The 24,889-nt window shown below is 63.1% G+C and carries 18 protein-coding genes; 5 read left to right on the top strand and 13 right to left on the bottom strand.

The window, feature by feature from the left end:
* Nucleotides 1-4 precede the first annotated feature (4 nt).
* The 8 genes from JMA46_RS05780 to JMA46_RS05745 all read right to left on the bottom strand — a co-directional run bounded on the left by JMA46_RS05780 (nt 5) and on the right by JMA46_RS05745 (nt 10,470).
* The gene (locus tag JMA46_RS05780; RefSeq protein WP_207344374.1) at nt 5-673 is read right to left on the bottom strand and encodes a lysophospholipid acyltransferase family protein; all 669 of its coding nucleotides are present in this window, start codon (nt 671-673) and stop codon (nt 5-7) included.
* Entirely contained in the window at nt 660-1,487 is an 828-nt protein-coding gene (locus tag JMA46_RS05775; protein WP_348770069.1) for an HAD hydrolase-like protein, read from the bottom strand. Before JMA46_RS05775 ends, JMA46_RS05780 begins: the two co-directional genes overlap by 14 nt.
* Before the next feature lie 195 nt (nt 1,488-1,682).
* Nucleotides 1,683-4,571, bottom strand: a complete 2,889-nt coding sequence (gene uvrA / locus JMA46_RS05770) for an excinuclease ABC subunit UvrA (RefSeq protein ID WP_207344372.1) — start codon at nt 4,569-4,571, stop codon at nt 1,683-1,685.
* Between the two features lie 113 nt (nt 4,572-4,684).
* On the bottom strand, nt 4,685-5,068 hold the full coding sequence (locus tag JMA46_RS05765) for a GntR family transcriptional regulator (RefSeq protein WP_247647079.1): 384 nt from the start codon (nt 5,066-5,068) through the stop codon (nt 4,685-4,687).
* Nucleotides 5,065-6,999: an ABC transporter ATP-binding protein gene (locus JMA46_RS05760; protein ID WP_207344371.1), complete on the bottom strand. Its 1,935-nt coding sequence runs from the start codon at nt 6,997-6,999 to the stop codon at nt 5,065-5,067. Before JMA46_RS05760 ends, JMA46_RS05765 begins: the two co-directional genes overlap by 4 nt.
* Complete coding sequence (locus tag JMA46_RS05755) at nt 6,996-8,759, bottom strand: ABC transporter transmembrane domain-containing protein (protein ID WP_207344370.1); 1,764 nt, start codon at nt 8,757-8,759, stop codon at nt 6,996-6,998. The genes JMA46_RS05760 and JMA46_RS05755 overlap by 4 nt, the downstream gene beginning before the upstream one ends.
* A 131-nt stretch (nt 8,760-8,890) precedes the next feature.
* Entirely contained in the window at nt 8,891-9,589 is a 699-nt protein-coding gene (locus tag JMA46_RS05750; protein ID WP_207344369.1) for a PIG-L deacetylase family protein, read from the bottom strand.
* Nucleotides 9,586-10,470: a trans-aconitate 2-methyltransferase gene (locus JMA46_RS05745; RefSeq protein WP_207344368.1), complete on the bottom strand. Its 885-nt coding sequence runs from the start codon at nt 10,468-10,470 to the stop codon at nt 9,586-9,588. Before JMA46_RS05745 ends, JMA46_RS05750 begins: the two co-directional genes overlap by 4 nt.
* Nucleotides 10,471-10,514: 44 nt before the next feature.
* On the opposite strand from JMA46_RS05745, the gene JMA46_RS05740 reads away from it, so the two are divergent.
* Genes JMA46_RS05740 through JMA46_RS05730 form a run of 3 tightly spaced genes read left to right on the top strand, consistent with a single transcriptional unit; the run spans nt 10,515 to nt 14,894 of the window.
* Complete coding sequence (locus JMA46_RS05740) at nt 10,515-13,052, top strand: DEAD/DEAH box helicase (RefSeq protein WP_207344367.1); 2,538 nt, start codon at nt 10,515-10,517, stop codon at nt 13,050-13,052.
* A gap of 40 nt (nt 13,053-13,092) precedes the next feature.
* A complete protein-coding gene (locus JMA46_RS05735; RefSeq protein WP_207344366.1) occupies nt 13,093-13,599 on the top strand; it encodes a GNAT family N-acetyltransferase in 507 nt (168 codons plus the stop codon).
* The gene (locus tag JMA46_RS05730; RefSeq protein WP_207344365.1) at nt 13,596-14,894 is read left to right on the top strand and encodes an alpha/beta fold hydrolase; all 1,299 of its coding nucleotides are present in this window, start codon (nt 13,596-13,598) and stop codon (nt 14,892-14,894) included. Before JMA46_RS05735 ends, JMA46_RS05730 begins: the two co-directional genes overlap by 4 nt.
* Before the next feature lie 51 nt (nt 14,895-14,945).
* Here the strand turns inward: JMA46_RS05730 and uvrB are convergent, their stop codons facing one another.
* Nucleotides 14,946-17,027: an excinuclease ABC subunit UvrB gene (gene uvrB, locus JMA46_RS05725; protein ID WP_207344364.1), complete on the bottom strand. Its 2,082-nt coding sequence runs from the start codon at nt 17,025-17,027 to the stop codon at nt 14,946-14,948.
* A 176-nt stretch (nt 17,028-17,203) separates the two neighbouring features.
* On the opposite strand from uvrB, the gene JMA46_RS05720 reads away from it, so the two are divergent.
* A complete protein-coding gene (locus JMA46_RS05720) occupies nt 17,204-17,614 on the top strand; it encodes a DUF4190 domain-containing protein (protein ID WP_207344363.1) in 411 nt (136 codons plus the stop codon).
* A gap of 80 nt (nt 17,615-17,694) precedes the next feature.
* Here JMA46_RS05720 and coaE read toward each other — a convergent pair whose 3' ends face one another.
* The 3 genes from coaE to JMA46_RS05705 all read right to left on the bottom strand — a co-directional run bounded on the left by coaE (nt 17,695) and on the right by JMA46_RS05705 (nt 23,605).
* Entirely contained in the window at nt 17,695-18,891 is a 1,197-nt protein-coding gene (coaE, locus tag JMA46_RS05715) for a dephospho-CoA kinase (protein WP_207344362.1), read from the bottom strand.
* A gap of 66 nt (nt 18,892-18,957) precedes the next feature.
* The gene (locus JMA46_RS05710) at nt 18,958-20,379 is read right to left on the bottom strand and encodes an FAD-binding oxidoreductase (RefSeq protein ID WP_207344361.1); all 1,422 of its coding nucleotides are present in this window, start codon (nt 20,377-20,379) and stop codon (nt 18,958-18,960) included.
* A 52-nt stretch (nt 20,380-20,431) separates the two neighbouring features.
* A complete protein-coding gene (locus JMA46_RS05705) occupies nt 20,432-23,605 on the bottom strand; it encodes an AAA family ATPase (RefSeq protein ID WP_207344360.1) in 3,174 nt (1,057 codons plus the stop codon).
* Between the two features lie 94 nt (nt 23,606-23,699).
* On the opposite strand from JMA46_RS05705, the gene JMA46_RS05700 reads away from it, so the two are divergent.
* Nucleotides 23,700-24,431, top strand: coding sequence for a YigZ family protein (locus tag JMA46_RS05700; protein ID WP_207344359.1), 732 nt, complete (start codon nt 23,700-23,702; stop codon nt 24,429-24,431).
* Here the strand turns inward: JMA46_RS05700 and JMA46_RS05695 are convergent.
* Nucleotides 24,428-24,883: a DUF805 domain-containing protein gene (locus JMA46_RS05695; RefSeq protein ID WP_207344358.1), complete on the bottom strand. Its 456-nt coding sequence runs from the start codon at nt 24,881-24,883 to the stop codon at nt 24,428-24,430. The genes JMA46_RS05700 and JMA46_RS05695 overlap by 4 nt on opposite strands.
* Nucleotides 24,884-24,889: the final 6 nt, after the last annotated feature.

Genomic DNA, 24,889 nt, shown 5'->3' with positions numbered 1-24,889 from the left:
GGGGTTACTCGATGCTGGGGCTCTGGTTGTATTTCGTGCTACGTTTCTGCCCGGAAAGTTCCGCGATTGCGTCCATGATGGTGTCTGTGGCATGGCGGCGTGCCGGCAGGGAATGGTCTGGGCCAGTTTTATCAAAGGAGAGCGGCTTGCCAAAGCGCAGCGTGAACTTCGCCGGCCTGAACGTCTTTTTCCCGGCTGGCTGCAACTTTTCCGTGCCAATGACACCCACGGGCACTACCGGCGCTCCGGTGGTCAATGCCAGCCAGCCCACTCCCGTGCGGCCCCGGTACAGGATGCCGTCGCGCGATCTGGTGCCTTCGGGATAGATGCCCACCCCTTCATCACGGCCCAGAATCTCCAACAGGGTTTTCAGTGCCTGCACACTGGCAGCCTGCTCACCACGTTCCACGGGAATGGAGTGCACCGACTCGAAGAATGACTTCATGGCCCTGCCCTTCAGCCCCGTGCCGGTGAAGTACTCAGCCTTGGCAAAGAAGGACACGGGGCGCGGGGTCAGCGCCTGCACAATGACGGAGTCAAAGAAGGACAAGTGGTTGGGCGCCACAATGAAGGGACCGTCCACAGGCACATTCTCCAGCCCCTCCACAGTGGGCCTACACAGGGCAGCAATGGTGCCTCGCGTCAACACGCGGGTCAGGTCATACAGCTCCATGAGGGGCCTTTCCTGATTTCCCTGACGTGTTGCTCGACGGCGTTTTCTCCGACGGCGTGACCGTGGGCATTGCGGTGGGCGATGCAGTGGGCGATGCGGTAGGTGTTGCCAGTGCCAACGCCAGCTCGGCGGCATTCTGCACAACCACGCTTACATTCGCGTCGGCCAACTCACCGTCACCGGCAAACCCCCAGGCGACGCCAATGCAGTCGAGGCCGTTGCTGCGCGCCCCCTGCACATCCTGACTCCTGTCCCCCACCATAACGGCATCCTGCGCTCCATTCGGGTGCGCAACGAGGTCCTGCAGCGCGGCGGCAATGATCTCGTTCTTGCCGGGGCGGTAGCCGTCATCCCCCGGCATGAGCGACTCGTTGGAATGGGAGCCGCGAATAACTAAAAAGTAGTCAGCCAGGCCGTGGTGGGCCAAAAGCACTTTGGCGAGCGGCTCCGGCTTTTGCGTGGCAACAGCCAGCACCACGCCGTCGTTCTTCAGCTGACCCAACAGTTCCCTGAGGCCCGGGTATACCAGTGACATTGCCATGCCACGATCGCGGTACCACTGCCGGTAGATGGCGATGACTTCCTGCACCTGTCCTGCTGGCACACCGGCAACGCGGACTAGGGTGTCAGCCAATTTGGGTCCGATCAGGCTGTTCAGCACCTCTGTGTCGGGGACTGGTATGTTCATGGCGCGGAGGGCATGTTCGATCCCGCCGGTAATGCCGCCTGCTGGGTCCACGAGAGTGCCGTCCAGATCAAAAATGACGGCCGAGCGGCGGCCGGTGTTGTTTATGGCTGGGGAGGTCGTAGTCACGTCCATAGTTTCTCATGACAGGACGCCGGGATGCCTCATCTATGTCCCAGCGCACATATTTCAGCACACTGGCCGGACGTGAAACCCCTAAATGCTGCGCCCTGTCGGCTCGGATTGTCGCGAGATGCCACTTGTGGTGCCCAAAACACGTTCTTGGGCACCACAAGTGGCATCTCGCACGTCTTAGCGGCAGGACTAGGGCACCAGAACCTCGCGGAGGAACTCCGCCGTGTAGCTTTCCGTGCTTTTCGCCACTTTCTCCGGCGTGCCGGTGGCCACAACGCGCCCGCCGCCAGTGCCGCCATCGGGGCCGAGGTCCACAATCCAGTCGGCGCTCTTGATCACATCGAGGTTGTGTTCAATGACAATGACGGTGTTGCCCTTGTCCACGAGCCCCTGCAGCACAAGCAGCAGCTTGCGGATGTCCTCAAAGTGCAGGCCCGTGGTGGGCTCGTCCAGGACGTAGATGCTGCGTCCGTTGGAGCGTTTTTGCAGTTCCGCGGCCAGCTTCACGCGCTGCGCCTCGCCGCCGGAGAGCGTGGTGGAGGCCTGCCCCAGCCGGACGTAGCCAAGGCCGACGTCGACCAGCGTGCGCAGGTGCCTGGCGATCGGGGTGAACGCGGCGAAGAACTCCGCACCCTCTTCGATGGGCATGTTCAGCACGTCCGCAATGGACTTGCCCTTGTAGTGCACCTCGAGGGTTTCACGGTTGTAGCGCGCGCCGTGGCACACCTCGCAGGGAACGTACACGTCGGGCAGGAAGTTCATTTCAATCTTCAACGTGCCGTCGCCCGTGCACGCTTCGCAGCGCCCGCCCTTGACGTTGAAGGAGAAGCGGCCCGGCTGGTAGCCGCGCATCTTGGACTCGTTCGTCTCCGCAAAGAGCTTGCGGATGTTGTCGAAAACGCCCGTGTACGTGGCCGGGTTGGAACGCGGGGTGCGGCCAATGGGGCTTTGGTCCACGTGGACCACCTTGTCGAGGTGTTCCAGCCCGTCAATGCGCAAGTGCCGACCGGCTACCTGCTTGGCGCCGTTGAGCTTGTTGGCCAGGACCTTGTACAGGATCTCGTTGACGAGTGTTGACTTGCCGGAGCCGCTGACACCCGTGACCGCAGTGAACACACCGAGCGGGAACTTCACGTCAAGGTTGAGCAGGTTGTTTTCCTTTGCGCCCACCACGACGAGTTCACGTTTTTTGTCATACTTGCGCCGCTTGGCTGGCAGTGGAATGCTTCTGCGGCCTGATAGATAGTCGCCTGTCAGGGAGCGGGTGTTGGCCAGCAGTCCCTCCAAGGAGCCGGAGTGCACCACTTCCCCGCCGTGCTCGCCGGCACCGGGGCCGATGTCCACGATCCAGTCGGCCTCCTTGATGGTGTCCTCGTCATGCTCGACGACAATGAGCGTGTTGCCCAGATCGCGCAGGCGAGTCAACGTTTCAATGAGCCTGCGGTTGTCGCGTTGGTGCAGGCCGATGGAAGGCTCGTCCAGCACGTAAAGGACGCCGACCAGGCCGGAGCCAATCTGTGTGGCCAGGCGGATGCGCTGGGCTTCACCGCCGGAGAGAGTGGCGGAGGCGCGTTCCAGGTTGAGGTATTCCAGGCCGACGTCCAGCAGGAACTTCAGCCGGGCTTGGATTTCCTTCAACACCTGGCTGGCAATCTGGGCTTCACGGCCGGTCAATACCAGGTTGGACAGGAACGCAAAGCAGTCGCGCATGGACAGCGCGCATACTTCGGCAATCGACTTGCCGTTGATCAGCACCGACAGCGAGGCAGGATTCAAGCGTGCGCCGCCGCAGGACGGGCACGGAATCTGGCGCATGTACTCTTCGTAGCGGTCACGGGCGGAGTCCGACTCAGTTTCGGTGTGCTTGCGCTGGATGTACTGCACGGCACCTTCAAAACCGGTGCTGTACTTGCGTTCGCGGCCAAACCGGTTCTTGTACTGCACCACCACTTTGTGATCCTTGCCGTACAGGATGGCGGTGCGTGCGTCGGAGTCCAGCTTGTTCCACGGCGTCTCCAGCGCAAAGCCGAGGTCCGCCGCCAGTCCGTCCAGCAGCCTGTTCCAGTACTCGGTGGTGGCAGTGCCCAACGACCACGGGGCAATGGCTCCTTCGCGTAGCGACAAGAACGGGTTGGGGACCACAAGCTCCTCGTCGACTTCGAGTTTCGTGCCGATGCCGCTGCACGCAGTACAGGCGCCAAAGGGGTTGTTGAACGAAAACGAACGCGGCTCAATCTCATCGATGGCCAGCGGGTGCTCATTGGGACAGGCCAAATTTTCGGAGAACGACCGCAAACGTGCAGGGTCCGCTTCCTCCAAGTCCACCAAGTCAGCCAGGACGCGGCCGTCCGCCAGGCCCAAGGCAGTCTCCACGGAGTCCGTCAGGCGCTGCTGAATGCCGTCCTTCACCACCAGGCGGTCAACCACCACCTCGATGGTGTGCTTGAATGTCTTCTTCAGCTTGGGCGGGTCCGAGAGCTGGATCTGCTCGCCGTCCACCCGGGCACGCGAATAGCCCTTGGCGGTGAGCTCCTTGAACAGCTCGACAAACTCTCCCTTGCGGTCCCTCACCACGGGCGCCAGAATCTGAAACCGCGTGCCGTCAGACATCTCCAACAGCTGGTCCACGATTTGCTGAGGTGTCTGCTTCGCGATTGGCTCCCCGCACACGGGGCAGTGCGGTGTGCCCACCCTGGCCCAGAGCAGGCGCATGTAGTCATAAATTTCAGTGATGGTGCCCACGGTTGAACGAGGGTTCTTGCTCGTCGACTTCTGGTCGATCGAGACAGCCGGGGAAAGCCCCTCGATGAAGTCCACATCGGGTTTGTCCACCTGGCCCAAGAATTGGCGCGCATAGGCGGAGAGGGATTCCACATAGCGGCGCTGACCCTCGGCAAAGATCGTGTCGAAAGCCAGCGAGGACTTTCCGGAACCGGAAAGCCCGGTGAACACGATCATGGCGTCACGCGGCAGGTCGAGATCGACGTTGCGCAAGTTGTGTTCACGAGCCCCCTTGACCACCAGACGCGACAGGTCGGGGCGCTTTTGCACACTTGCAGGGGTTGAAGACTGGGCCATTATTTCCTTCACATCACTGTCCACGGCAGAGCCGCGTAACGGCCGGCGATCCGCCGCGCATTGCATTCATGATTTAGTCTAATCGAAAGTTCGTTCGAAGTGTTGTTCAAATTCTAGCGGTGCTCAAGTGCTGCAGTGACAATGCGCAGCGCCTGCGCCTGCGGCACGCCCATTTCACGCACGACGGCGGCGAACACGTCCGCAGCAGCCGCCACCTGGGCGGCCATCTTGTCCCCGCCGGAGGCGATGGCCGTGCCGCTACGCCCGGCGGTCACCACGATGCCTGCCTGTTCCAGCTCCCGGTAGGCCCGGGCCACGGTGTTAGCTGCGACGCTAAGTTCGGCCGCGAGCGCCCGCACCGACGGCAGCCGGCTCCCCACGGCCAGGCCACCGGAAGATGCCAGATCGAGGATGCGCAGACGGATCTGCTCGAACGGCGGCACGGTTGACGCCGTGTCAAGGTGCCAGCGTCGCAAGAGTACATCCATTGAGTTCATCGCTGCGCCACCTCCTCCACCATGGGATCTCCGAATTGACTCATGTACAGATCGTAGTAGAAACCCTTGCGAGTCAACAGTTCCTCATGGCTGCCTTGTTCAAGGATCTCACCGTGGTCCATGACGAGGATCAGATCCGCATCACGGATCGTGGAAAGCCGGTGCGCAATAACGAAGCTGGTCCGGTTGGCGCGCAGCCGGTTCATGGCTTGGCGGATCATGACTTCGGTGCGGGTGTCAACGGAGCTGGTGGCCTCGTCAAGGATGAGGATGCCAGGGTTGGAGATCCACGCGCGCGCAATGGTCATGAGCTGGCGCTGCCCTTGGCTGAGCCCGCCGCCGTCGTCCGCCAGGATGGTCTCGTAGCCATCCGGGAGTGAGCGCACAAAGTGATCCACGTGCGTTGCCTTGGCCGCTGCCAGGATCTCCTCGTCGGTGGCATCCAGCTTCCCATAGGCAAGGTTGGCCCGAATGGTGCCGATAAACAGCCACGCATCCTGCAGGACCATGCCGAACTGGCTGCGCAGGTCCTCGCGGGTCAGCTTGGCCGTGTTGACGCCGTCGACGGTGATGGTCCCGGAATCAATCTCATAGAACCGCATGAGCAAGTTCACCAGCGTGGTCTTGCCAGCGCCGGTGGGACCGACAATGGCCACCGTCTCCCCCGGCTCGGCGACGAAGGAAAGGTCCTTGATGAGCGGCTCGTCCGGCTTGTAGCCAAAGTTGACGTGGTCGAACACGACGCGTCCGGCAGGCTCTGCCAAGAGGGCAGCTGGACTGTGGTCGGGCCGCTGCTCCTGCGCATCGAGCAGTTCAAAGACGCGCTCGGCCGACGCCACACCGGATTGAAGCAGGTTGATCATGCTGGCCAGCTGGGCCATGGGCTGGCTGAACTGGCGCGAGTACTGGATGAACGCCTGCACGCTGCCGATGGTGATGACGCCCTGGGCTACCTGGATACCGCCGAGCACGGCAATCACCACGTAGTTCAGATTCGCCACAAAGTTGGTGCTCGGCATGATGATCCCTGAAATGAACTGTGCCTTGGCACTGGATTCATACAGGTAGTCGTTGGAAACCTTGAACTTTTCAATCGCAGCTTCCTGCTGGCCAAAGGCCTTCACGATCTCGTGTCCGGTGAACATTTCCTCCACATGGCCGTTCAAGTCGCCCGTGCTCTTCCACTGTGCCGCAAATTGCACCTGTGACCGCTTGGCAATGAGTACCGTGATCAGGGCCACGATGGGCAGCGTGAGCAGGGAGATGCCGGCCAACAGCGGGGAGATGGAGAACATCATGCCCAGTACCCCAACGACGGTCAGGACGGCAATAAGGATCTGGGTCAGGGTCTGGTTGAGGGTTTGGCCGAAGTTGTCGATGTCATTCGTAACGCGGGACAGCACGTCACCGCGGGATTCTTCTTGAAAGTGGGACATGGGCAGCCGGTCAAGCTTTTCCTCAATGCCCTGCCGCAAGCGGTACATGGCACGTTGGACTATGCCTGTGGTCATGTAGCCCTGCGACCAGTTGAAGAAGAAGGCGCACACATACAGGCCCAACACAACCATCAGGATTGCCCCCAGAGCCGATAAGTCAAGGCCCTGTCCTGGCACCACGTTCATGGCAGAGAGCATGTCCGCCAGTTGACCTTGGCCGCTGGCACGCAGTGCTGCCACAGCCTGGTCCTTGGTGGTGCCAGCCGGGAACTGCTGGAGCATTCTCCCCACGACACCGTCAAAGATGATATCCGTGGCGTTGCCTAGGATTTTGGGCGCCACCACTGACAGGCCCACCGAGATGGCGGCCATGACCAGCACGACGGCGATGCGAACCTTGTCGGGGGCCATCAGCAGCAGGATCCGCTTAAGGCTGGGCCCAAAGTTCATGGCCTTTTTTTGTGGCGGACCGCCGCGTCCTCTCATCATGCTCATGCTGGGCTCTCCTGGTCCTCTGCGCTGATGTCCGAGTCCTCTGCGCTGAGTTGCGAGGTGACGATTTCTTGATAGGTAGGGCACGTTTCGAGCAGTTGTTCGTGGGTTCCCTGTCCCACCAGACGCCCTTCATCGAGCACGAGGATATTGTCGGCATCCTTGATGGTGCCCACACGCTGTGCCACGACAAGCACGGCAGCCTCTCGGGTTACTGGTTTCAGGGCGGCCCGCAGCTTGGCGTCGGTGGCGTAGTCGAGGGCGGAAAAGCTGTCGTCAAACAAGTAGAGCGACGGCTGCGCCGTGATGGCCCGGGCTATGCACAGGCGCTGGCGCTGGCCGCCGGAGACGTTGGAACCGCCTTGTCCAATGGCTGCCTGCAGTTCCCCGGGCATACGGCGCACAAAATCTGCGGCTTGGGCCGTCTCCAAGGCCTCCCACAACTGTTCATCGGTGGCGTCGGGGTTGCCTATGCGAAGGTTGCTGGCCACGGTCCCGGTGAACAGATACGCCTTTTGCGGCACGAGCCCGATGGAACCGCGCAGCCCTGCCAAGGTGACGGCCTTGATGTTGTGTCCGCCCAGCTCAATCTCACCCTTCGTGGCATCCAACAGGCGGGGTATGAGGTTCACCAGTGTGGACTTGCCGCTACCGGTGGAGCCGATGATCGCCGTCGTGGTTCCCGGGCCTGCGCTGAAGGTAACCCCCGAAAGGACGGGATCCTTGGCACCGGGGTAGCGGAATGCCGCGTCACGGACGTGCAACACGCCGTCGAGCTTGGCAACGTGCACCGCGTCCCGCGCGTCCACCACCGTGGACTCCGTGGTGAGGACCTCCATGATGCGCTCAGCGCTGACGGCGGCGCGCGGGATCATCATGAACATGAACATGGCCATCATGACGGCCATGAGTATTTGCATGATGTAGCTCAGGAACGCCGTGAGGGCGCCGATCTGCATGGCGCCGGAGTCGATCCGCTGTCCGCCGAACCAGAGCACGCCCACGCTGGTGACGTTGACGACGAAGAAGATGGTGGGGAACATCAGGGCCATCAGCCGCCCTGCCCGCAGTTGGGATGCTGTCAGTGCGCCGTTGGCTGTGGCAAAACGGTCGGCCTCGAAGTTCCGGCGGCCAAAGGCGCGGATCACGCTGATGCCGGTGATTTGCTCGCGCAGCACGCCGTTGATGTCATCGAGCTGGCGCTGGACCTTCCGGAAGGTGGGGACCAGGACACGCACAATAAGCCCGATGGCGACGAGCAGTACCGGGAGGATGACGAGCAGCAGGCCGGACAGGGGCACGTCCTGGGCCATGGCGAGGATGACTCCGCCGATGCTCATAATGGGCGCTGTCACCATCAGGGTGAAGGACATCAACGTGAGCATCTGCACTTGCTGGACGTCGTTGGTGGTGCGGGTAATCAATGACGGGGCACCGATTGTGCCCACTTCCTGGGAGGAAAACGTCTCGACCTTATTGAAAAGGTCGCGGCGGATTTGCCTTCCCACACCCATGGCCAGCCGGGCACTGAGATACGTGGCCGTGATGGCGCACACGATCTGACCGGCGGTGATCAGCAGCATCCATTGTCCCAGGCTCCAGATCAGACCGATGTTGCCCTTGACCACGCCGTCGTCGATGATGTCGGCGTTGAGCGTGGGCAGGTACAACGTTGCCAGCGTTGAGAGGAATTGCAGCACCACAATGGCAATCAACGGCACCTTGTGTGGTGCCAGATTGCGGGCAACAAGCTTGAACAGCACACATCCTCCTATGACTTGCGCGAATAATCAGTTCGCATTGACAACCATCCGCTGAGAACAATTTACTCCTGCCTGCCGACAATGTCTGTGCCCAACCGCTGAGAGCGGAACAGAGCCGCCGCTAGGCCGCTTCAGCCGTAGAGTTCAAACGCCACTGCACCACCTTCCGTGACCATTTCGATCTGCCTGCGGGCCTGAATTTCTACGGCTTCGTCACTGAGTGCCCGAAGGTATTCCTTGTGTTCGGCGAGGGAGGCCACCGCCTTTTCAATACTGGCGCTGCTGACGGTTTGGGCGTGCGTCGGCTGCGGCGAGCTGATGGCAACCCACCGCACCTTGTGCCGGCGCAGTCCTTCCTCCAGCAGTTCTGGGAAGATCCAGTCGTTGTCGGCGTCGGAGGCGGCATCGAGGACGGTGCGTCCCACTGCCCGGTGGTCGGCGCTGTTCCAACGCCCCGGCCCCCACTGGTCCCGGTGGTTGAGGGTCAATACCAGCTCCGGCTTGACGCGACGAATATGCCGGGCAAAATCCAGCCGCAGCCCAGGCCCTTCCTGAATCCTTCCATCGGGATAGTGGAGCATGGTCAGCTCGTTGACACCCACCTGGTTGCACGCCCGCCGCTGTTCCACGGCACGAAGCGGCCCGGAAAGCTCCGGTACCAGTCCGGCAATGCCGGCCTCACCATGGGTTGCAAGCAAATAGTGCACCTCCTTCCCTTGCGCAATCCATTCGGCGACTGCGGCCCCCTGCCCGTATTCGGGGTCGTCGGGATGTGCCACGATCACCAGCGCACGCTGCCAGTCCTGCGGAAACTCCTGAAGTTCAGTCATTGCTTCTCTCCCACCATGAAAATGCGCCTAAATGGAAATACTGTGCCATGCCCACCCGGTGGATACGCCTGCGCGAGCAGGGTTGCATACTCCTTCTCAAAGTGTTCGCTCTCGTCCGGCCCCAACGCTGCCAGAACAGGGCGTAGACCGGTGCCACGCACCCAGTCAAGCACGGGGTCCTGGCCCTGCAGCAGGTGCAGGTAGGTGGTTTCCCACACTTCCGCCTGCACGCCAGCCCGCAGGAACAGCTCCTGATACTCGGCTGGCTCCCCCACCGCATCCCTGTGGCGCAGCACGCCGTCGAGCTGTTTGCGCCACCGGCCACTTGCTGCCAGTTCGCGCATGATCACGTGGGAGGGGGAGTTGAAGTTCCCGGGCACCTGCACGCCCAGCCACGCTCCGGGGCGCAGCTCCTCCAACCAGCCAGACATCAGGGTGCGGTGCCTGCGGACCCATTGGAGTGCCGCATTGGACACGACGACGTCGGGAGCGGGGCTCTCCGGGCCACGTTCGTCCGGAGCGGGGCCGAACGTGTCCCCCGCAGGATGCCAGTCGGTGATGTCCGCCACAGCGAAACTGAGGCCCGGAGCATCAAAGCCAGACGAGTCGTGCGGGCGGTGCGCTTCTTGCGGGTCGTGCGGGCGGTACGCTTCCCGGGCGGCGGCGACCATGGCCGCCGAGCTGTCCAGCCCCACCACCTGCGCCCCCGGCCAGCGCCGGGCCAGCGTGGCGGTGAGATTGCCCGGTCCACAGCCAAGATCCACCACCCGGGCAGGGGCGGAGGCCCCGATCCGGGCCGTCAAGTCAAAGAACGGCCGTTGGCGAAAATCGTTGAACTGCAGGTATCTGTGCGGTTCCCAGAGAAATGCTTTTTCACCCATGGCGTTATCCTGCCACAGCCCTTTCCGCCTAAGCTGGGAGGACCATGAATCTTCTTGAACAGCTTGCCACCCTTGATACCCAAACCTCCTCCGACGACGACGTTTTGGACGCGTTTTTGGAGTGGACCCTGGATAGGGGCCTGGAGCTGTACCCGGCCCAGGAGGAAGCGGCACTGGAGCTGGTCAGCGGCAACAATGTGATCCTGTCCACGCCCACGGGTTCCGGCAAGTCCTTGGTGGCCATCGCCGCGCACTTCAACGCCATGGCCAGGGGCGCGGCCAGCTACTACACGGCACCCATCAAGGCGCTGGTGTCAGAGAAGTTCTTTGCACTGTGCGAAATATTCGGTGCGGAAAACGTCGGCATGATCACCGGCGACTCCTCCGTCAACCAGGATGCGCCCATCATTTGCTGCACTGCGGAGATCCTTGCCAACATCGCCCTGCGCGAAGGCGAAGACGCGGACGTCGGCGTTGTCATCATGGACGAGTTCCACTACTACTCCGACCCGCAGCGCGGGTGGGCCTGGCAGTTGCCGCTGCTGGAGCTACCACAGTCGCAGTTCCTGCTCATGAGCGCCACACTGGGCGACGTCAGCCGCTTTGAACGCGAACTGACCGAGCTGACAAACCGGGATACCACCACTGTTTCCTCCAGTGAGCGTCCGATCCCGCTGCATTACTACTATGTGCAGACCGGCGTGCACGAGTCCCTCGAAGAGTTGCTCGCGACCAAGCAGGTGCCCGTCTACGTGGTGCACTTCAGCCAGGCCGAGGCCATTGACCGCGCCCAGACGCTCATGAGCATCAATGTGTGCACCCGGGAGGAGAAGGACAAAATTGGCGAACTCATTGCCGGGTTCCGCTTCTCCGCCGGTTTCGGCAAGACCCTGAACCGGCTGGTGCGCCACGGCATTGGCGTTCACCACGCCGGAATGCTGCCCAAGTACCGCCGTCTCGTTGAGCAGCTTGCCCAGGCCGGCCTGCTGAAGGTCATCTGCGGCACGGACACGCTCGGCGTGGGCATCAACGTACCCATCCGCACCGTGCTCATGACGGCTTTGAGCAAGTACGACGGCGTGAAGACTCGCGTTTTGCAGGTGCGTGAGTTTCAACAGATTGCCGGCCGTGCCGGTCGGGCCGGCTATGACACGGCCGGCACAGTGATTGTGCAGGCCCCGGACCACGTCATTGAAAACACGAAGGCCATGGCCAAAGCCGTCGCCAAATTTGGTGACGATGCGAAGAAGCTGCGCCAAGTGGTAAAGAAGAAGCCCATCAGCGGCTTTGTCAGTTGGGGCGAACCAACGTTCAAGCGCCTGACCGAATCCGTGCCGGAGCCACTGACGTCCAGCTTCACCGTCACCCACGCCATGCTATTGAACCTGCTGGAACGCCCTGGGGACCCGTTCCAGGCAGCGAAGGAGCTGTTGACGGAGAACCACGAATCGCCGTCGAAGCAGCGGGTCCTCATGCGCAAGGCCCTGGGCATGTACCGCGAACTGCTCGGCGCCGGCGTGGTGGAGCGCATTCCCGAGGAGGAGTTGGAGTCAGACGGCCGCACGGTGCGCCTGACAGTGCATCTTCAGATGAACTTCGCGCTCAACCAGCCGCTCTCCCCCTTCGCGCTGGCCGCACTTGACCTGTTAGACCCTGAGTCGCCCAGCTATGCCCTGGATGTCATCTCCGTCATTGAATCGACGTTGGAAAAGCCGCGGCAGATCCTGTCCGCCCAGCTCAAGCGTGAACGCACCGAGAAGGTGGCGGCCATGAAGAGCGAGGGCATCGAGTATGACGAGCGCATGGCCATCCTCGACGAGGTCACGTACCCGATGCCGTTGGCGGACATGCTCTTTGAGGCCTTCGAGGTGTACCGCCGGGCCTCCCCCTGGATGGGCGACTTCGAGCTGAGCCCCAAGTCGATCATCCGCGACATGTATGAGCGCGCCATGAACTTCGGCGAGTACGTGCAGTACTACTCGCTGGCCCGTTCCGAGGGCATTGTGCTGCGCTACCTGACCGACGCGTACAAGGCGCTCCGCCAGACGGTGCCCCAGGATGCACTCCGCGAGGACCTGGAGGACATCATTTCCTGGCTGGGCGAGCTGGTGCGCCAGGTGGACTCCAGCCTGTTGGACGAGTGGGAGAAAATGACGTCCGGCGACCCCGCCGATCTCGTCGAGGAGACGTCGCTCCCCCCGGCCCCGCCCAAACTCACCGACAACTCCCGGGCGTTTCGGGTCATGGTCCGCAACGAGATGTTCCGCCGCGTGGAGTTGGCAGCCGACGACGACTACGCGGCACTGGGCGCGCTCGACGGCGACCACGGCTGGGATGCCGATCGCTGGGCCGACGCCCTGGACGACTATTGGGACGAGCACGAGTTCATAGAGTCCGGCCCTGCTGCCCGCGGACCGGCGCTGCTGCATATCACCCCCTCGGCCGATACGTGGACTGTGCGCCAGACCATCGCCGACCCGGCAGGCAACCACGACTGGTCCATGACGGCCACCGTGGATCTTGAGGCGTCGAACGAGGCGGGTGCCGCCGTCGTGCGCTTCATGGACTTCAGCCGCATGTAACCGACTTCGGTGGCACAGCGGGGCGCGATAAACTCGAACCATGAGTTTGCTTCGCACCGCCGTGCCCACCGATGTCCCCGCCATTCTTGGCATGATCCACGACCTGGCTGTTTATGAGAAGGAGCCCGACGCCGTCAAGAACACGGCTGAGCAGCTGCACGCCAACCTTTTCGGCCCCAACCCGCAGATATACGCCCACGTGGTGGACTCCTCGGTTGATGGCGAACCCATCGTGGGTTTTGCGTTGTGGTTCCTGAACTACTCCACCTGGGAGGGCACGCACGGGATCTACCTTGAGGACCTGTACGTTCGGCCCGAGTCGCGCGGCGGCGGGCACGGCAAGGCGCTACTTCGTGAACTGGCGCGCATCGCCGTGGAACGTGGCTACGCCCGGGTGGAGTGGAGCGTCCTTGACTGGAACGAGCCCTCCATCAACTTCTATGGTTCGCTCGGCGCCGGACCCATGGACGGCTGGCACGTGTTCCGCCTGGACGGCCCGGAGCTGGGAGCCTTCGGTGCACCAGCGGCCGTGGACGCCCACGCATGAGCACCACTGAACCCTATACCATCCGCGGACTGCGGGTCCAAGACCACTATTTTCAGGCTCCCCTGGACCACGCGAATCCCGAGGGGAAGGCCATTACGCTCTTTGCACGGGAGCTCAGCGACGCACAGCTCAACGCCTCCGAGCTGCCCTGGCTGCTGTTCCTGCAGGGCGGTCCCGGTGGCAAGGGCAACCGTCCCACGGGCTTGAACGGCTGGCTGGCCGAGGCCACCAAGCACTTCCGCATCCTGATGCTGGATCAACGCGGCACGGGACTTTCCACCGCCGCGAACCGGCAGAGCCTGCCGGTGCAGGGAGATGTCGCCGCGCAGGCAGACTATCTTTCCCATTTCCGGGCCACCGACATCGTGGCCGACGCCGAACTGATCCGCGCAGAGCTGGGCTCGGGTCCGTGGAGCATTTTCGGCCAAAGCTATGGCGGATTTTGCGCCTTGACCTACTTGTCCTTCGCTCCCGAGGGTGTGCGGGAGGCCCTGTTCACCGGCGGCCTGGGGCCGCTGTCGGGGCCTGCAGACGAGGTGTACGAAGCCACTTTTGCCCGGTTGCTCCCGCGCAATGCCGAATATTTTGCCAAGTACCCACAGGACCGCGTTGTCCTTGCCCGCATCCTGGCGCACGTGGCCGACGTCTCCGAGCTGCTGCCGACGGGCGAACGGCTGACCCCTGAGCGGGTGCAGATGCTGGGCAACTTCCTCGGTGGAAACACCCGTTTCGACGCCCTGCACTTTGTCTTCGAGGACGCGTTCATTGACACGCCCGACGGCGCCCGGCTCTCGGACTCCTTCCTGGCAGCTGTTGCGGCGCAAGTCAGCCGCGCAGCCAACCCGCTCTATGCTCTCATGCACGAGTCAATCTACGTGCAAGGTGAAGCGAGCAACTGGGCGGCCGAACGCGTGCTCGCCAACCACCCCGATTTCCGCCCGGACGCCGTCGAACCTCTCCTGACGGGTGAAATGGTATACCCGTGGTACTTCGAGCAGGATCCGGCGCTAGTGCCGCTACGGGAGCTGGCCGACGTGCTGGCCACGCGAACTGCCGGTTGGGGTGCGCTCTACGATGCGCAGCAGTTGGGGCGCAACCAGGTGCCAGCGGCAGCAGCTGTATACACGAATGACATCTACGTGGACAGGGACATCTCCCTGGCCACGGCCGCGGGCGTCAACGGCCTGCAGGTGTGGGAGACGGCCGGCTTCCACCACGACGGCATTGCCGACGACGGCGAAGGCATCTTCGCACGCCTGCTGCAACTGGTGCGCAGCCCCGGTCAAGAGGCGTAGCCGGGCCTCACCTCCTGAGAGCTATTGGAGCGGGGGGACTGCGGCCGTTTGTCAGGCGTGGCCGGCTTCGCGCATTTGTCGGAGCTCCTTCTTCAGGTCCCTCACTTCGTCGCGCAGCCGTGCTGCCAGTTCGAAGTGGAGGTCCCCGGCGGCACCGTGCATTTGTGCGGTGAGCTCCTCGATGAGGGCCACCAGTTCCTTGGCCGGCCGTGACACGGCCGCATCCTTGGCACCCTTGCCGCCCTTTCCCTTGCCGTCCCGCTTGAGCCTGGCTTCTTCCAGCAATGCAGCGGTGTCGGCGTCCTCTCGTGCCAGCTGGTCGGTGATGTCGGCAATGCGCTTGCGCAGCGGCTGCGGGTCAATGCCGTGCTTTTTGTTGTAGCTCACCTGGATTTCCCGGCGCCGGTTCGTCTCATCGATGGCAAACTGCATGGAGGCGGTGATCCTGTCGGCGTACATGTGCACCTGCCCCGACACGTTGCGGGCGGCACGGCCGATGGTCTGGATCAGTGACGTTGAGGAGCGCAGGAACCCTTCCTTGTCCGCGTCGAGGATGCTGACCAGTGAAACTTCCGGTAGGTCGAGGCCTTCGCGGAGCAGGTTGATGCCCACCAGCACGTCAAAGACGCCCATGCGCAGTTCGCGCAGCAGTTCCACGCGCCGCAGGGTGTCCACATCGGAGTGCAAATACTGGACTTTAATGCCGTTGCCCAGCAGGTAGTCGGTCAGGTCTTCCGACATCCGCTTCGTCAGAGTGGTCACCAGCACGCGTTCGTTTTTCGCCGTGCGCTTGCGGATTTCCCCGAGCAGGTCGTTGATCTGGTCTTGGGAAGGCTTAACAATGATCTCCGGGTCGATGAGCCCGGTGGGTCGGATCACCTGCTGGACGTACCCGTCCGAGACACCCAGCTCGTACTTGCCCGGCGTGGCGGAGAGGTAGACCGTCTGGCCGACACGCTCCAGGAATTCGTCCCACTTCAGCGGCCGGTTATCCATGGCCGAGGGCAAGCGGAACCCGTGGTCCACGAGCGTGCGCTTGCGGGACATGTCACCCTCGTACATGGCGCCGATCTGCGGCACCGTCACATGGGATTCATCAATGACCAGAAGGAAGTCGTCCGGGAAATAGTCAAGGAGACAGTGCGGGGCAGTGCCCTTCCCGCGGCCGTCAATGTGCCGCGAGTAGTTCTCAATGCCGTTGCAGAACCCCATCTGCTCCATCATTTCCAGGTCATAGGTGGTGCGCATGCGCAGCCGCTGGGCCTCCAGGAGCTTGTTTTGGCTTTCCAATTCTTTGATGCGCGCAGCCAGTTCATCCTCGATCTGCTTTACCGCCCGGGCCATCCGTTCAGGCCCTGCCACGTAGTGCGACGCCGGGAAGACGTACATCTCGTTCTCTTCCCGGATGATGTCCCCCGTCAGCGGATGCAAGGTGTAGATGTTTTCCACCTCATCGCCAAAGAACTCAACCCTGATGGCCTGTTCCTCATACATCGGGATGATCTCCACCGTGTCACCACGTACGCGGAAGGTTCCCCTGTGGAAGTCGATGTCATTGCGGGTGTATTGCATGCTGACGAATTTGCGCAGCAGATCGTCGCGGTTCATGGTATCGCCCCGCTTGAGCGTGACCATTCCGGCCACGTACTCTTCGGGGGTACCCAGACCGTAGATGCAGGACACGGTGGCCACGACGATCACATCTCGGCGGGTCAGCAGCGCGTTGGTGGCCGAGTGCCGCAGGCGTTCCACTTCCTCGTTGACGGAGGAGTCTTTTTCAATGAACGTGTCCGACTGCGGCACATACGCTTCAGGCTGGTAGTAGTCGTAGTACGAGACAAAATATTCAACGGCGTTGTTGGGCAGCAATTCCCTGAATTCATTGGCCAGCTGGGCCGCCAGCGTCTTGTTTTGCACCAGCACCAGCGTGGGCCGCTGGACTTGTTCAATCAGCCACGCCGTGGTGGCCGACTTTCCAGTTCCGGTGGCGCCCAGCAGCACCACGTCCTTCTCCCCATTATTAATGCGTTCCGTCAGTTCCTTGATCGCCGCCGGCTGGTCGCCAGCAGGCTGGAACTCACTGATGACTTCAAAGGGTGCCACAACACGGTTGATCTCTTGCGCAAGACTCATGGGGTTAACGCTACCCCTGATGTGTCGCAGCCGAACACCCCGAACCGTCGGCGCCACACCGTGACCCGATGGGTAGGACTCCCCATGTCACGTACAGGTCATTTGAGCCATGACATGAAAGCATGGAACAGGAAATCATCACGATCTAGGCAAGCAACTTCCCTTGAGAGGAAAACATGACGCAGAACCCCGAGAACCCCTACGGCCAGCAGAGCCAACAGGGCCAGTACGGCCAGCAGGGCCAGCAGAGCCAACAGGGCCAGTACGGCCAGCAGGGCCAAGGCTATTCGCAGGCGCCGCAGGCTTACGGCCAGCCCGGATACGGCATGCAGCCTGAGGATCCGGGCAAGACCTTGGGCATCATCGGCTTGGTACTCTGCTTTGTTTTCTCCTTGGCCGGTTTGATCGTCTCGATCATTGCCAAGAAGAAGTCCGCAGCGGCCGGCTTCACCAACAACACACCCGCCAACGTGGGTGTGATCCTCGGCTGGATCTTCACCATTCTGGGCGCTATTTTCTTTGTGATTTACGTCATCATCATTATCGCGGCTATCAACAGCGGCAGCTTCGAAGTCAACTCGTACTGAGTCTCTGCCCGCAGGAGGACTTGGCACCGCGCCAAAGTGGCTCCTTCCCGTACGGGGAGGGAGCCACTTTGGTTCCCAAACTAGTAGCCGGCCCTGCCTGACCACTCCGAGAGCTTCGGGCTCGCATTGGCAAACCACCATTCCTTAGCCTCGGCGTAGCATCTGCCGGAGTCATCGGTTGCGTGTTTGGACGCCAGCTCCCGCTTAAAAGCCTCATACTGCAGCCGTGGGCCGGCTTCTGCACGAAGCCAGTCCCTGAACGCCAAAGCAAAGACTGCGCCCGGGGACCCGTCTACGCGCAGATGGAGGTTCACGGGGCGTCCAGGATCGGCAGCAGCGTGAAACCTCTTCTCCCACCGCTCCCCCGCATGCCCGCCGGCAAAGTCATGTCCGTTGTCCCACCACTGCCCGGCTTGAGCCGGGAACCCGGCGCTGGCCAGCGCTCCGGCCAGCACGTCTGCATCCGCGCAGTCGCGGACTCGAATCTGTATGTCAAGGGCGTCTTTGGACGCCAGGCCGGGTACGGCTGTCGAACCGATGTGGTCGATGCCAACGGCCAGCTCCCCTGCCGCTCTGGCAAGTCTGGCCATGATGCGCGCTGCTTGGGCCGGCCAGCTGGGATCTGCCTCAACGATGTCAACCGGAACGCCGCGCAGCGCTGGGACGCCCGCGGCCAAGTTGGCGGCAAAGGGCAACAGCCGCTCATGCCACAGGGAATCAAGCCGTGCAATCACCGCTTCCGGATCTCCGGTGTTGGTGAGCACAATGTCCGCAGCGGCTTCTCGCTGTGCGTCATCTGCCTGCGCCGCCATGCGGGCCAAGGCATCTTCGGCGGACATGCCGCGCTCACTAACCATGCGTTCAAGGCGCACACCTTCGGGGGCGGACACCACAACCACCAGGTGGAAATTGGCACCCTGGCCCGTCTCCACCAACAGCGGAATATCCTGAACCACCACGGTGCCGGGCCCGGCGTCGCGCTTGATCGCCTCAGCAGCCTCGCGCACCAGCGGATGCACAATGCCGTTCAGGACCGCCAGCTCGTCCTTGTCCGCGAACACTCGTGAACCAAGGGCTGCCCGGTTGAGGGTGCCGTCGTCGAGCAGCACGCCTTCCCCAAAATGATGCACGACGGCGGCCAGCCCGGCAGTGCCCGGTGCCACCACATCCCGTGCCAGCTGGTCGGCGTCGATGACGATGGCTCCCAATTCGCGGAAGCGGGATGAAAGGAGCGATTTCCCAGCAGCAATACCGCCGGAGAGTCCAAGTGAGAGCATCCACCCATCCTAGCCAGCATCCTCCGGCCAGCAGTTCCCAGCCGGCAGCACGGAGAAAGAAGCAGGTCAGCTTGCCGGGGGAATGTTCTGGTTGATGTGGAACACATTGTGCGGGTCGTAGTGGGCCTTGATCCGTGAGAGCCGCCCGTAGTTGCCGCCGTAGGCGCCGTGTGCCCTGTCCCTGTCCTCCAGGCCGAGGAAATTCACGTAGACGCCGCCCGCCGAGGTGGGGTGCAGCTCCTTCCAGTAGCTGCGGGCCCATTTTGTTATGACAGCTGCGTTCGCGGGGTCCGGGTCGACGCCAACAATGACGCCGGCCCATCCACCCTGGCGGTGGGGGAACGCGGTGGCCCCGGCGTCGACCCGGGCCGCTGCCCCGTCGACCGGGTACAAGTGCATCGCGGAGTGTCCCGTGGGCAACCGCGCGGCGAACTTGGCATGCACGTCGATGGCCACGTCACTTATTTCGGTGAACATGTCCGCTTTCCAAAACCATTGCAGGCCGGACGGGTAGAGGCCGTCGAATGCCGACTGCAAGGCCGAGAACAGCATGGGCGCCAGCCCAACAACCAGGGGTGAGCCGAACTCGCGGATGGGCGCCGTAACGGCGTCTGCCGCTGCGGCCGGGCCCGTGTAGCACCACACAATGACACAGGATTTGGCGCCCCACAATTTCTCTGGAAAGGGCGGGGCTGGCGGGATTGTGATTACCCCGAGCCACCCGCTGAGTTCCTCGGGAAGCGAAGGCAACAGTTCCCGGTACCAGCGCATGACCTCCGGCGCATCCTCCAGGGAGTATAGGACCGGCCCAGCCACCACTGTCCCGTCCTCGCCGACATCGTGGCAGGCAAAGGTAAACGACACGACGACGCCGAAGTTTCCGCCGCCGCCGCGCAACGCCCAGAACAGGTCGCTGTAGTGGTCTGCGTCGGCCGTGACGAGGCTGCCATCGGCCAGCACCACGTCGGCGCTGAGCAGGCTGTCCACGGTCAGGCCGTAGCGTCGCGAGAGGTAGCCGACACCACCTCCGAGGGCGAGCCCGCCAACGCCCGTGGAGGCCAGAAAGCCCGACGGCGTCGCCATGCCGAAGGGGACAGTGGCGGCATCCACGTCCGCCCACGTGCACCCGCCGTCGACCCGCACCCGGCGGGCCGCTGGATCAACCGTGGTGCTGCGCATGGCGGAAAGGTCCACCACCAGCGCCCCGTCCCACACGCCGAGCCCACCGGCGTTGTGTCCGCCGCCGCGGACTGCCAGTTCGATCCCGTTGTCAACAGCACACCGGACGCACGCCACGACGTCGGCGGCGTTGGCGCAGCGGGCGACCGCCAGGGGACGCTTGTCGATCATGGCGTTGTAGACGGCCCGGGCGCCGTCGTATCCTTCGTCGGCTGCCGTGATGAGATCACCTCGCAGCGCCGCTGCCAAATCAGCCAACACCGACGCCCTGCCTGCCGTCAGTGTGTCCTGTTCCTGTAATTCAGTCATTGTCCTGCTCCTTGCCAAGTGGCGGGCTGGGTGCCGCCGTCATGCCACCACGCTATGACGGCCGCGTTCGCCCGGCGTTCCCCGCCTGCCGGGTTGCGCGAACGCGGTTGGAGAGCGTGGGGTTGTGCTGCTCATCGGCCAGTTTCTGCGCCCTGCCCAAGAGGAGTTGTGCGGCTGCAGGGTCCGCTAAAAGTGCCCGTTGGCGCAGGACCTCGGGCAGCCACCACACATCGTCATTTTGCTGGGCGAACGACTCGGCGGCCGCCAGCACGGCCCGTGCTTCGCGGGTCTTCCCGCATTCCTGCTGGGCCTGTGCCAGCAGGCACTGCCAATATGGCATTCTGGCAAGGGCCCGTGCCGCCCGCAGTTCCTTGATGGCGGCGCCGATGATCGCGCTGCCCTTTTCCGCTCCCGTGAGCCAACCACGCAGGATGGCGCCCCACTGGCCGTAGTAGGCAAATTTGTAGCGGGTGCACAGTGTTTCCAGCTCGACGGCCACTGAGGCCAGTTCGTCCCGCCCGACACCGTTTGCATCGCAGTCCAGCCGCAACTGCAGCAGGACCCCTCGATAGCCTAGCGCCACGGCCAGGCTGTACGGGTGGCTGGCGAAGGCGGCCCGCTCGACGGCCTCGGCGGACAGCGCCAGGGCGCCGTCTTCATCGCCCGAGAGCCAGTGGGCGTGCGACGACCATGCCCGCGCGTGCACCCCGACACGGGTGCCCAGAATGTAGGAGTGAGTGGTGGAGGCCAGCACGCACGCCCTGTCGAAGTGGGCAATGGCCTCGGGGGAACGGCCCAAGCTGGTTTCAGCACCGCCCACGGCAAAGCTGGCCTGTCCCAGAAGTTCAGGCAGTCTGCGTGCCAAGTCCAACGCCCGCGATGCCAGTGCATGGGACTGCACCGTTTTACCCTGGACAAAGGTTGCCGCAAAGAGGCCCATGAGGGCTGAAGCCTGGGCCTGGGCACTGCCAAGGTCCCCGGCCAGGGCGAGTATCCGCTCCAGGGTGGCTTGTAGCTGTGCCGAGGAGTAGCCATGCAGCGCAGTCAATGACGGAGGCATCCGCAGCAGGATCGCCAGCTCGGATTTCTTCGTGTCGCCCCGCCCCGGGGAGCCGGCCAACAGGTCAAGGCCCTGCTGGTAGTCGGCCAAGGCCTGGGCACTGGCAAAGATGCGCGTCGCCGCGTCGCCGGCTTGCACGAAGTAGCCCATGGCCCGGCACGGCTCGCCGGCCAGCCGGTATTGTTCGGCAAGATCAGCGGCAACAACACCGCCGACGCCGCGGTGTTCGGCCTCCATGGCTTGGGCAAGGCGCCTGTGCAGCAGCCACCGCTGCGGCGGGGTGGAAAGCTCATAGGCGCATTGCCGGAGTAGGTCGTGCGTGAAATCGTAGCCGCCCCTTTGTTCACGCAGAATACGCCGGCGCCACAACTCATCCACAGCTTGGACGAGGGACGCCTCGTCCCCCGTCCAGGCCCGTGCCAGCAAGACAAGGCTGAACTCCCGCCCCACGGCTGCAGCCAGCGTTGCGGCATCCCGCGCCTGTGCCGAGCACTGTTCAAAGCGGCGGAGCAGTACGCCGCTGCCATCACCGGAATCCTGCAGCACCTCTGTCAGCACAAGCTGCCCGCCGGAGCTGCGCCGCATGGCGCGTGCAGCTTCGACAATGTGCAGGGGAAACCCGCCGGTTGCCGCATGAAGCAATGCTGCATCGTCATCCGACAGCACCTTCCCCAACTCCGCCGCGGCCAGTGCTGCGCTGCTGGCCGCGTCCAAGGGTGCCAGGTCCAGCTCCTGGATCCATCCTCCCGTGCGCAGGGCCTGCAGGGACGCTAGAATCGGGACGTTTGCGGCGAGTTCGTTGGTGCGGGCCGTTGCAGCGATCAACACAGGGGCGAACGGTGCCATGGAAAGGAGCACAGCCAAGAATTCAAGGGTTTCGGCATCACACCATTGCAGGTCGTCAAGGACCAGCAGCACGGGCCGGGCAGGCGCCAGCACCAACCCGGCCAGGCGTTCATAGTAGGCCCTGCGCTGCCAGGCATCCACCAAGGCAGCACCGGGGCCGTTCCAGGGGGCCAAGGCCTCCGGAAGCATGCGCACGGCCTCATTGCTCGACGGTGTTCCCCCGTCCCCGGAACCGGTCCCGTCCATTTCCCGGCCCACGGCATGAAGCCCTGCGGCCGCCAGCCATTGCGCCACGGGAGCCAGCGCCGTCCGGCCGCCTCCGGCAAAACAGCGTCCGTAGGCAGTGGCTGCCCCTGCCTGTCGGGCCCTGTCCAGCAGCGAGAGCAGCAATCGGGTTTTGCCGATTCCGGCGTCGCTCTTGAGCACCAGCACTCCCGGGTTTCCCGCGACGGCCCCGATCCAACGCTCCTGTAAAAAAGTTTCCTCCGGTTCCCTGCCCACGGGAGGTCCTGCTGCAGGGGCGGGCCCACTGGCCATCGTTGAGCGGCCTCGGGTCATGCCGAGGGGGGCTGGGGAACCAAGGAGTTCACGCGCCATTTCCCGTGTGCGCCGGCTTGGCTCCAGACCGAGTTCGCTTTCCAGCACGGCAGCACAGCGGTGGTAGCTGCGGACGGCGGCAGCTGTGTCGCCGGCGGCCACCTGAAGTTCCATCAACTTCTGGTAGCCGGCCTCCTCAACCGGGGCCAGTTGGATCCGTTGTTGCACCGCGGCCACCGCTAGGCGGGGCTGGCCAAGCGATGCAGCTGCCGCCACTTTGTCGCACACCTCGACGCATTTCCGCTGCAGGATTTCGCGTTCGGCCAGGACCCATTCGCCATACAGGCCCGGCAGGAGTTCACCGGCATAGGCGTCGATCGCTGCCTGGCCAAATTGCACAAGTCCGCTCTCATCCCCCGTGCCCGCCAGCCGGAGCGCTTCCTTGCTGTTGCGTTGAAAAGCCCCGACATCCGATGCGGTGCCGGGCCCGTCACGCCAGAGAAGTGCCGTTCCCAACGATTCGATGTGCCCGCCCAGTCCCGGAATTTGGCGCAGTCCGTGGAGTTCGCGCCGCAGGTTGGTCCGGGACTGTTGCTCCGTTGACTCCGGCCACAACAGCCCGGCCAGGCGTTCACGTTCTTGCGGCACACCTGAGTTGACCACCAAAAATGCCAAAAGTTCCAGGGCGCGTCCCACCACCAGCGACGTCGATTCCGCCGCTCCGTGCTCAATGACACGCTGCTCCCCCAAAAAACAGAGCCGCAACATAATGACCACCCTCATGACGGACGTTGAAGTTCCGTCAATTCCCCCATCATCCCACCAATGCCTGTCCCAAGGAATGAGAGGCGTCCACCGCCTTCGATAGGCTACGATGATGACCTCAACAAGTGCAGCGCCGGGCCCCACCAGCTACACGACCCTGGCACCCGGCCCCGACCATCGGCACGAGCTTGCCGTCAAGCGGTCCCGCTTCATCACTGTGCTGCGCCGAGTTGAAGACGAAGCGCAGGCGCGGGAGCTTGTGGCTGAACTGCGGCGCGAATTTCACGATGCCAGGCACCACTGTTCAGCGTTCGTGATTGGCGCAAACCGTTCACTGCAACGCTCCAACGACGACGGCGAACCCTCCGGAACGGCTGGAATCCCCATGCTTGACGCGCTCGTAAAACGCGAAACACGCGCTGCGTCCCTCACCGATGCGGGCAGCACAGCCATCGCCGACCTCAGTGACGTGTGCGCCGTCGTCGTCCGCTATTTTGGCGGGATACTGCTGGGGGCCGGCGGATTGGTGCGGGCATATTCCGAATCGGTCAGCACTGCAGTGGCTCTCGCGCCATTGGTGCACCGGGAACGGCTGCGACTCTTTCAGGTGCAGGTGCCACATGCGGAGGCGGGCCGGCTTGAGAATGAGCTGCGCAGCGTGGGCTATGCCATGACAGGCAACGACTACGACGCCGTTCACACTCACGTTGGACTGGCCATGGCCGATGATCCTCTAGTGATCGTCACGGCTCGGGAGCGGCTTGCATCTTACACAGCCGGGCGGTGCCAGCTCTTGGAAGTAGGCACAGATTGGGTAGACCGTCCGCTCTCACTTGGGCGTTAACGGCGGCGCTGCTGCAGTCCTTGCCGGTAAGCGGTGCTGGGCTGGTAGGTGTTGTGGGTAAACTGCTGCTGCCTGTCGAAACGAACACCCCGCGGGCTGCTCGGCAGCAACAGCAAAATGAAGATGATCAACGCGCCAACATAGGGAATAAGAGCGAGTGCCAGAAGACCGGCACTGAGGTTGGCGTCATGAAGCCTGCGAACCACCAGCGCCAAGGATGGCAGCAGGGTGCCCGCGAGAAACAGGAAATAGCCCAGTCCCACGAGACCGCTCAGAATGGCCAGGGCGCCTAGATCCGAGGTGACCGACACGAAGATGATGGCCGCTGTGGAAACCAGCACCATAAATAGCTGCACCCACCAAAAGTCGCTGCGGCTGGAACGCCCGCTGAATGTGGCGTAGTGCTTGAAGAAACGACGGGTGGACGTCAGCAGTCCTGCTGGTTGGTCCATCCGGGG

It is taken from the genome of Arthrobacter sp. E3, assembly GCF_017353415.1.
Lineage (GTDB): Bacteria > Actinomycetota > Actinomycetes > Actinomycetales > Micrococcaceae > Specibacter.
Note: the sequence above shows the minus strand (reverse complement) of the source record. Positions and strands in the feature narration are given on the sequence as shown.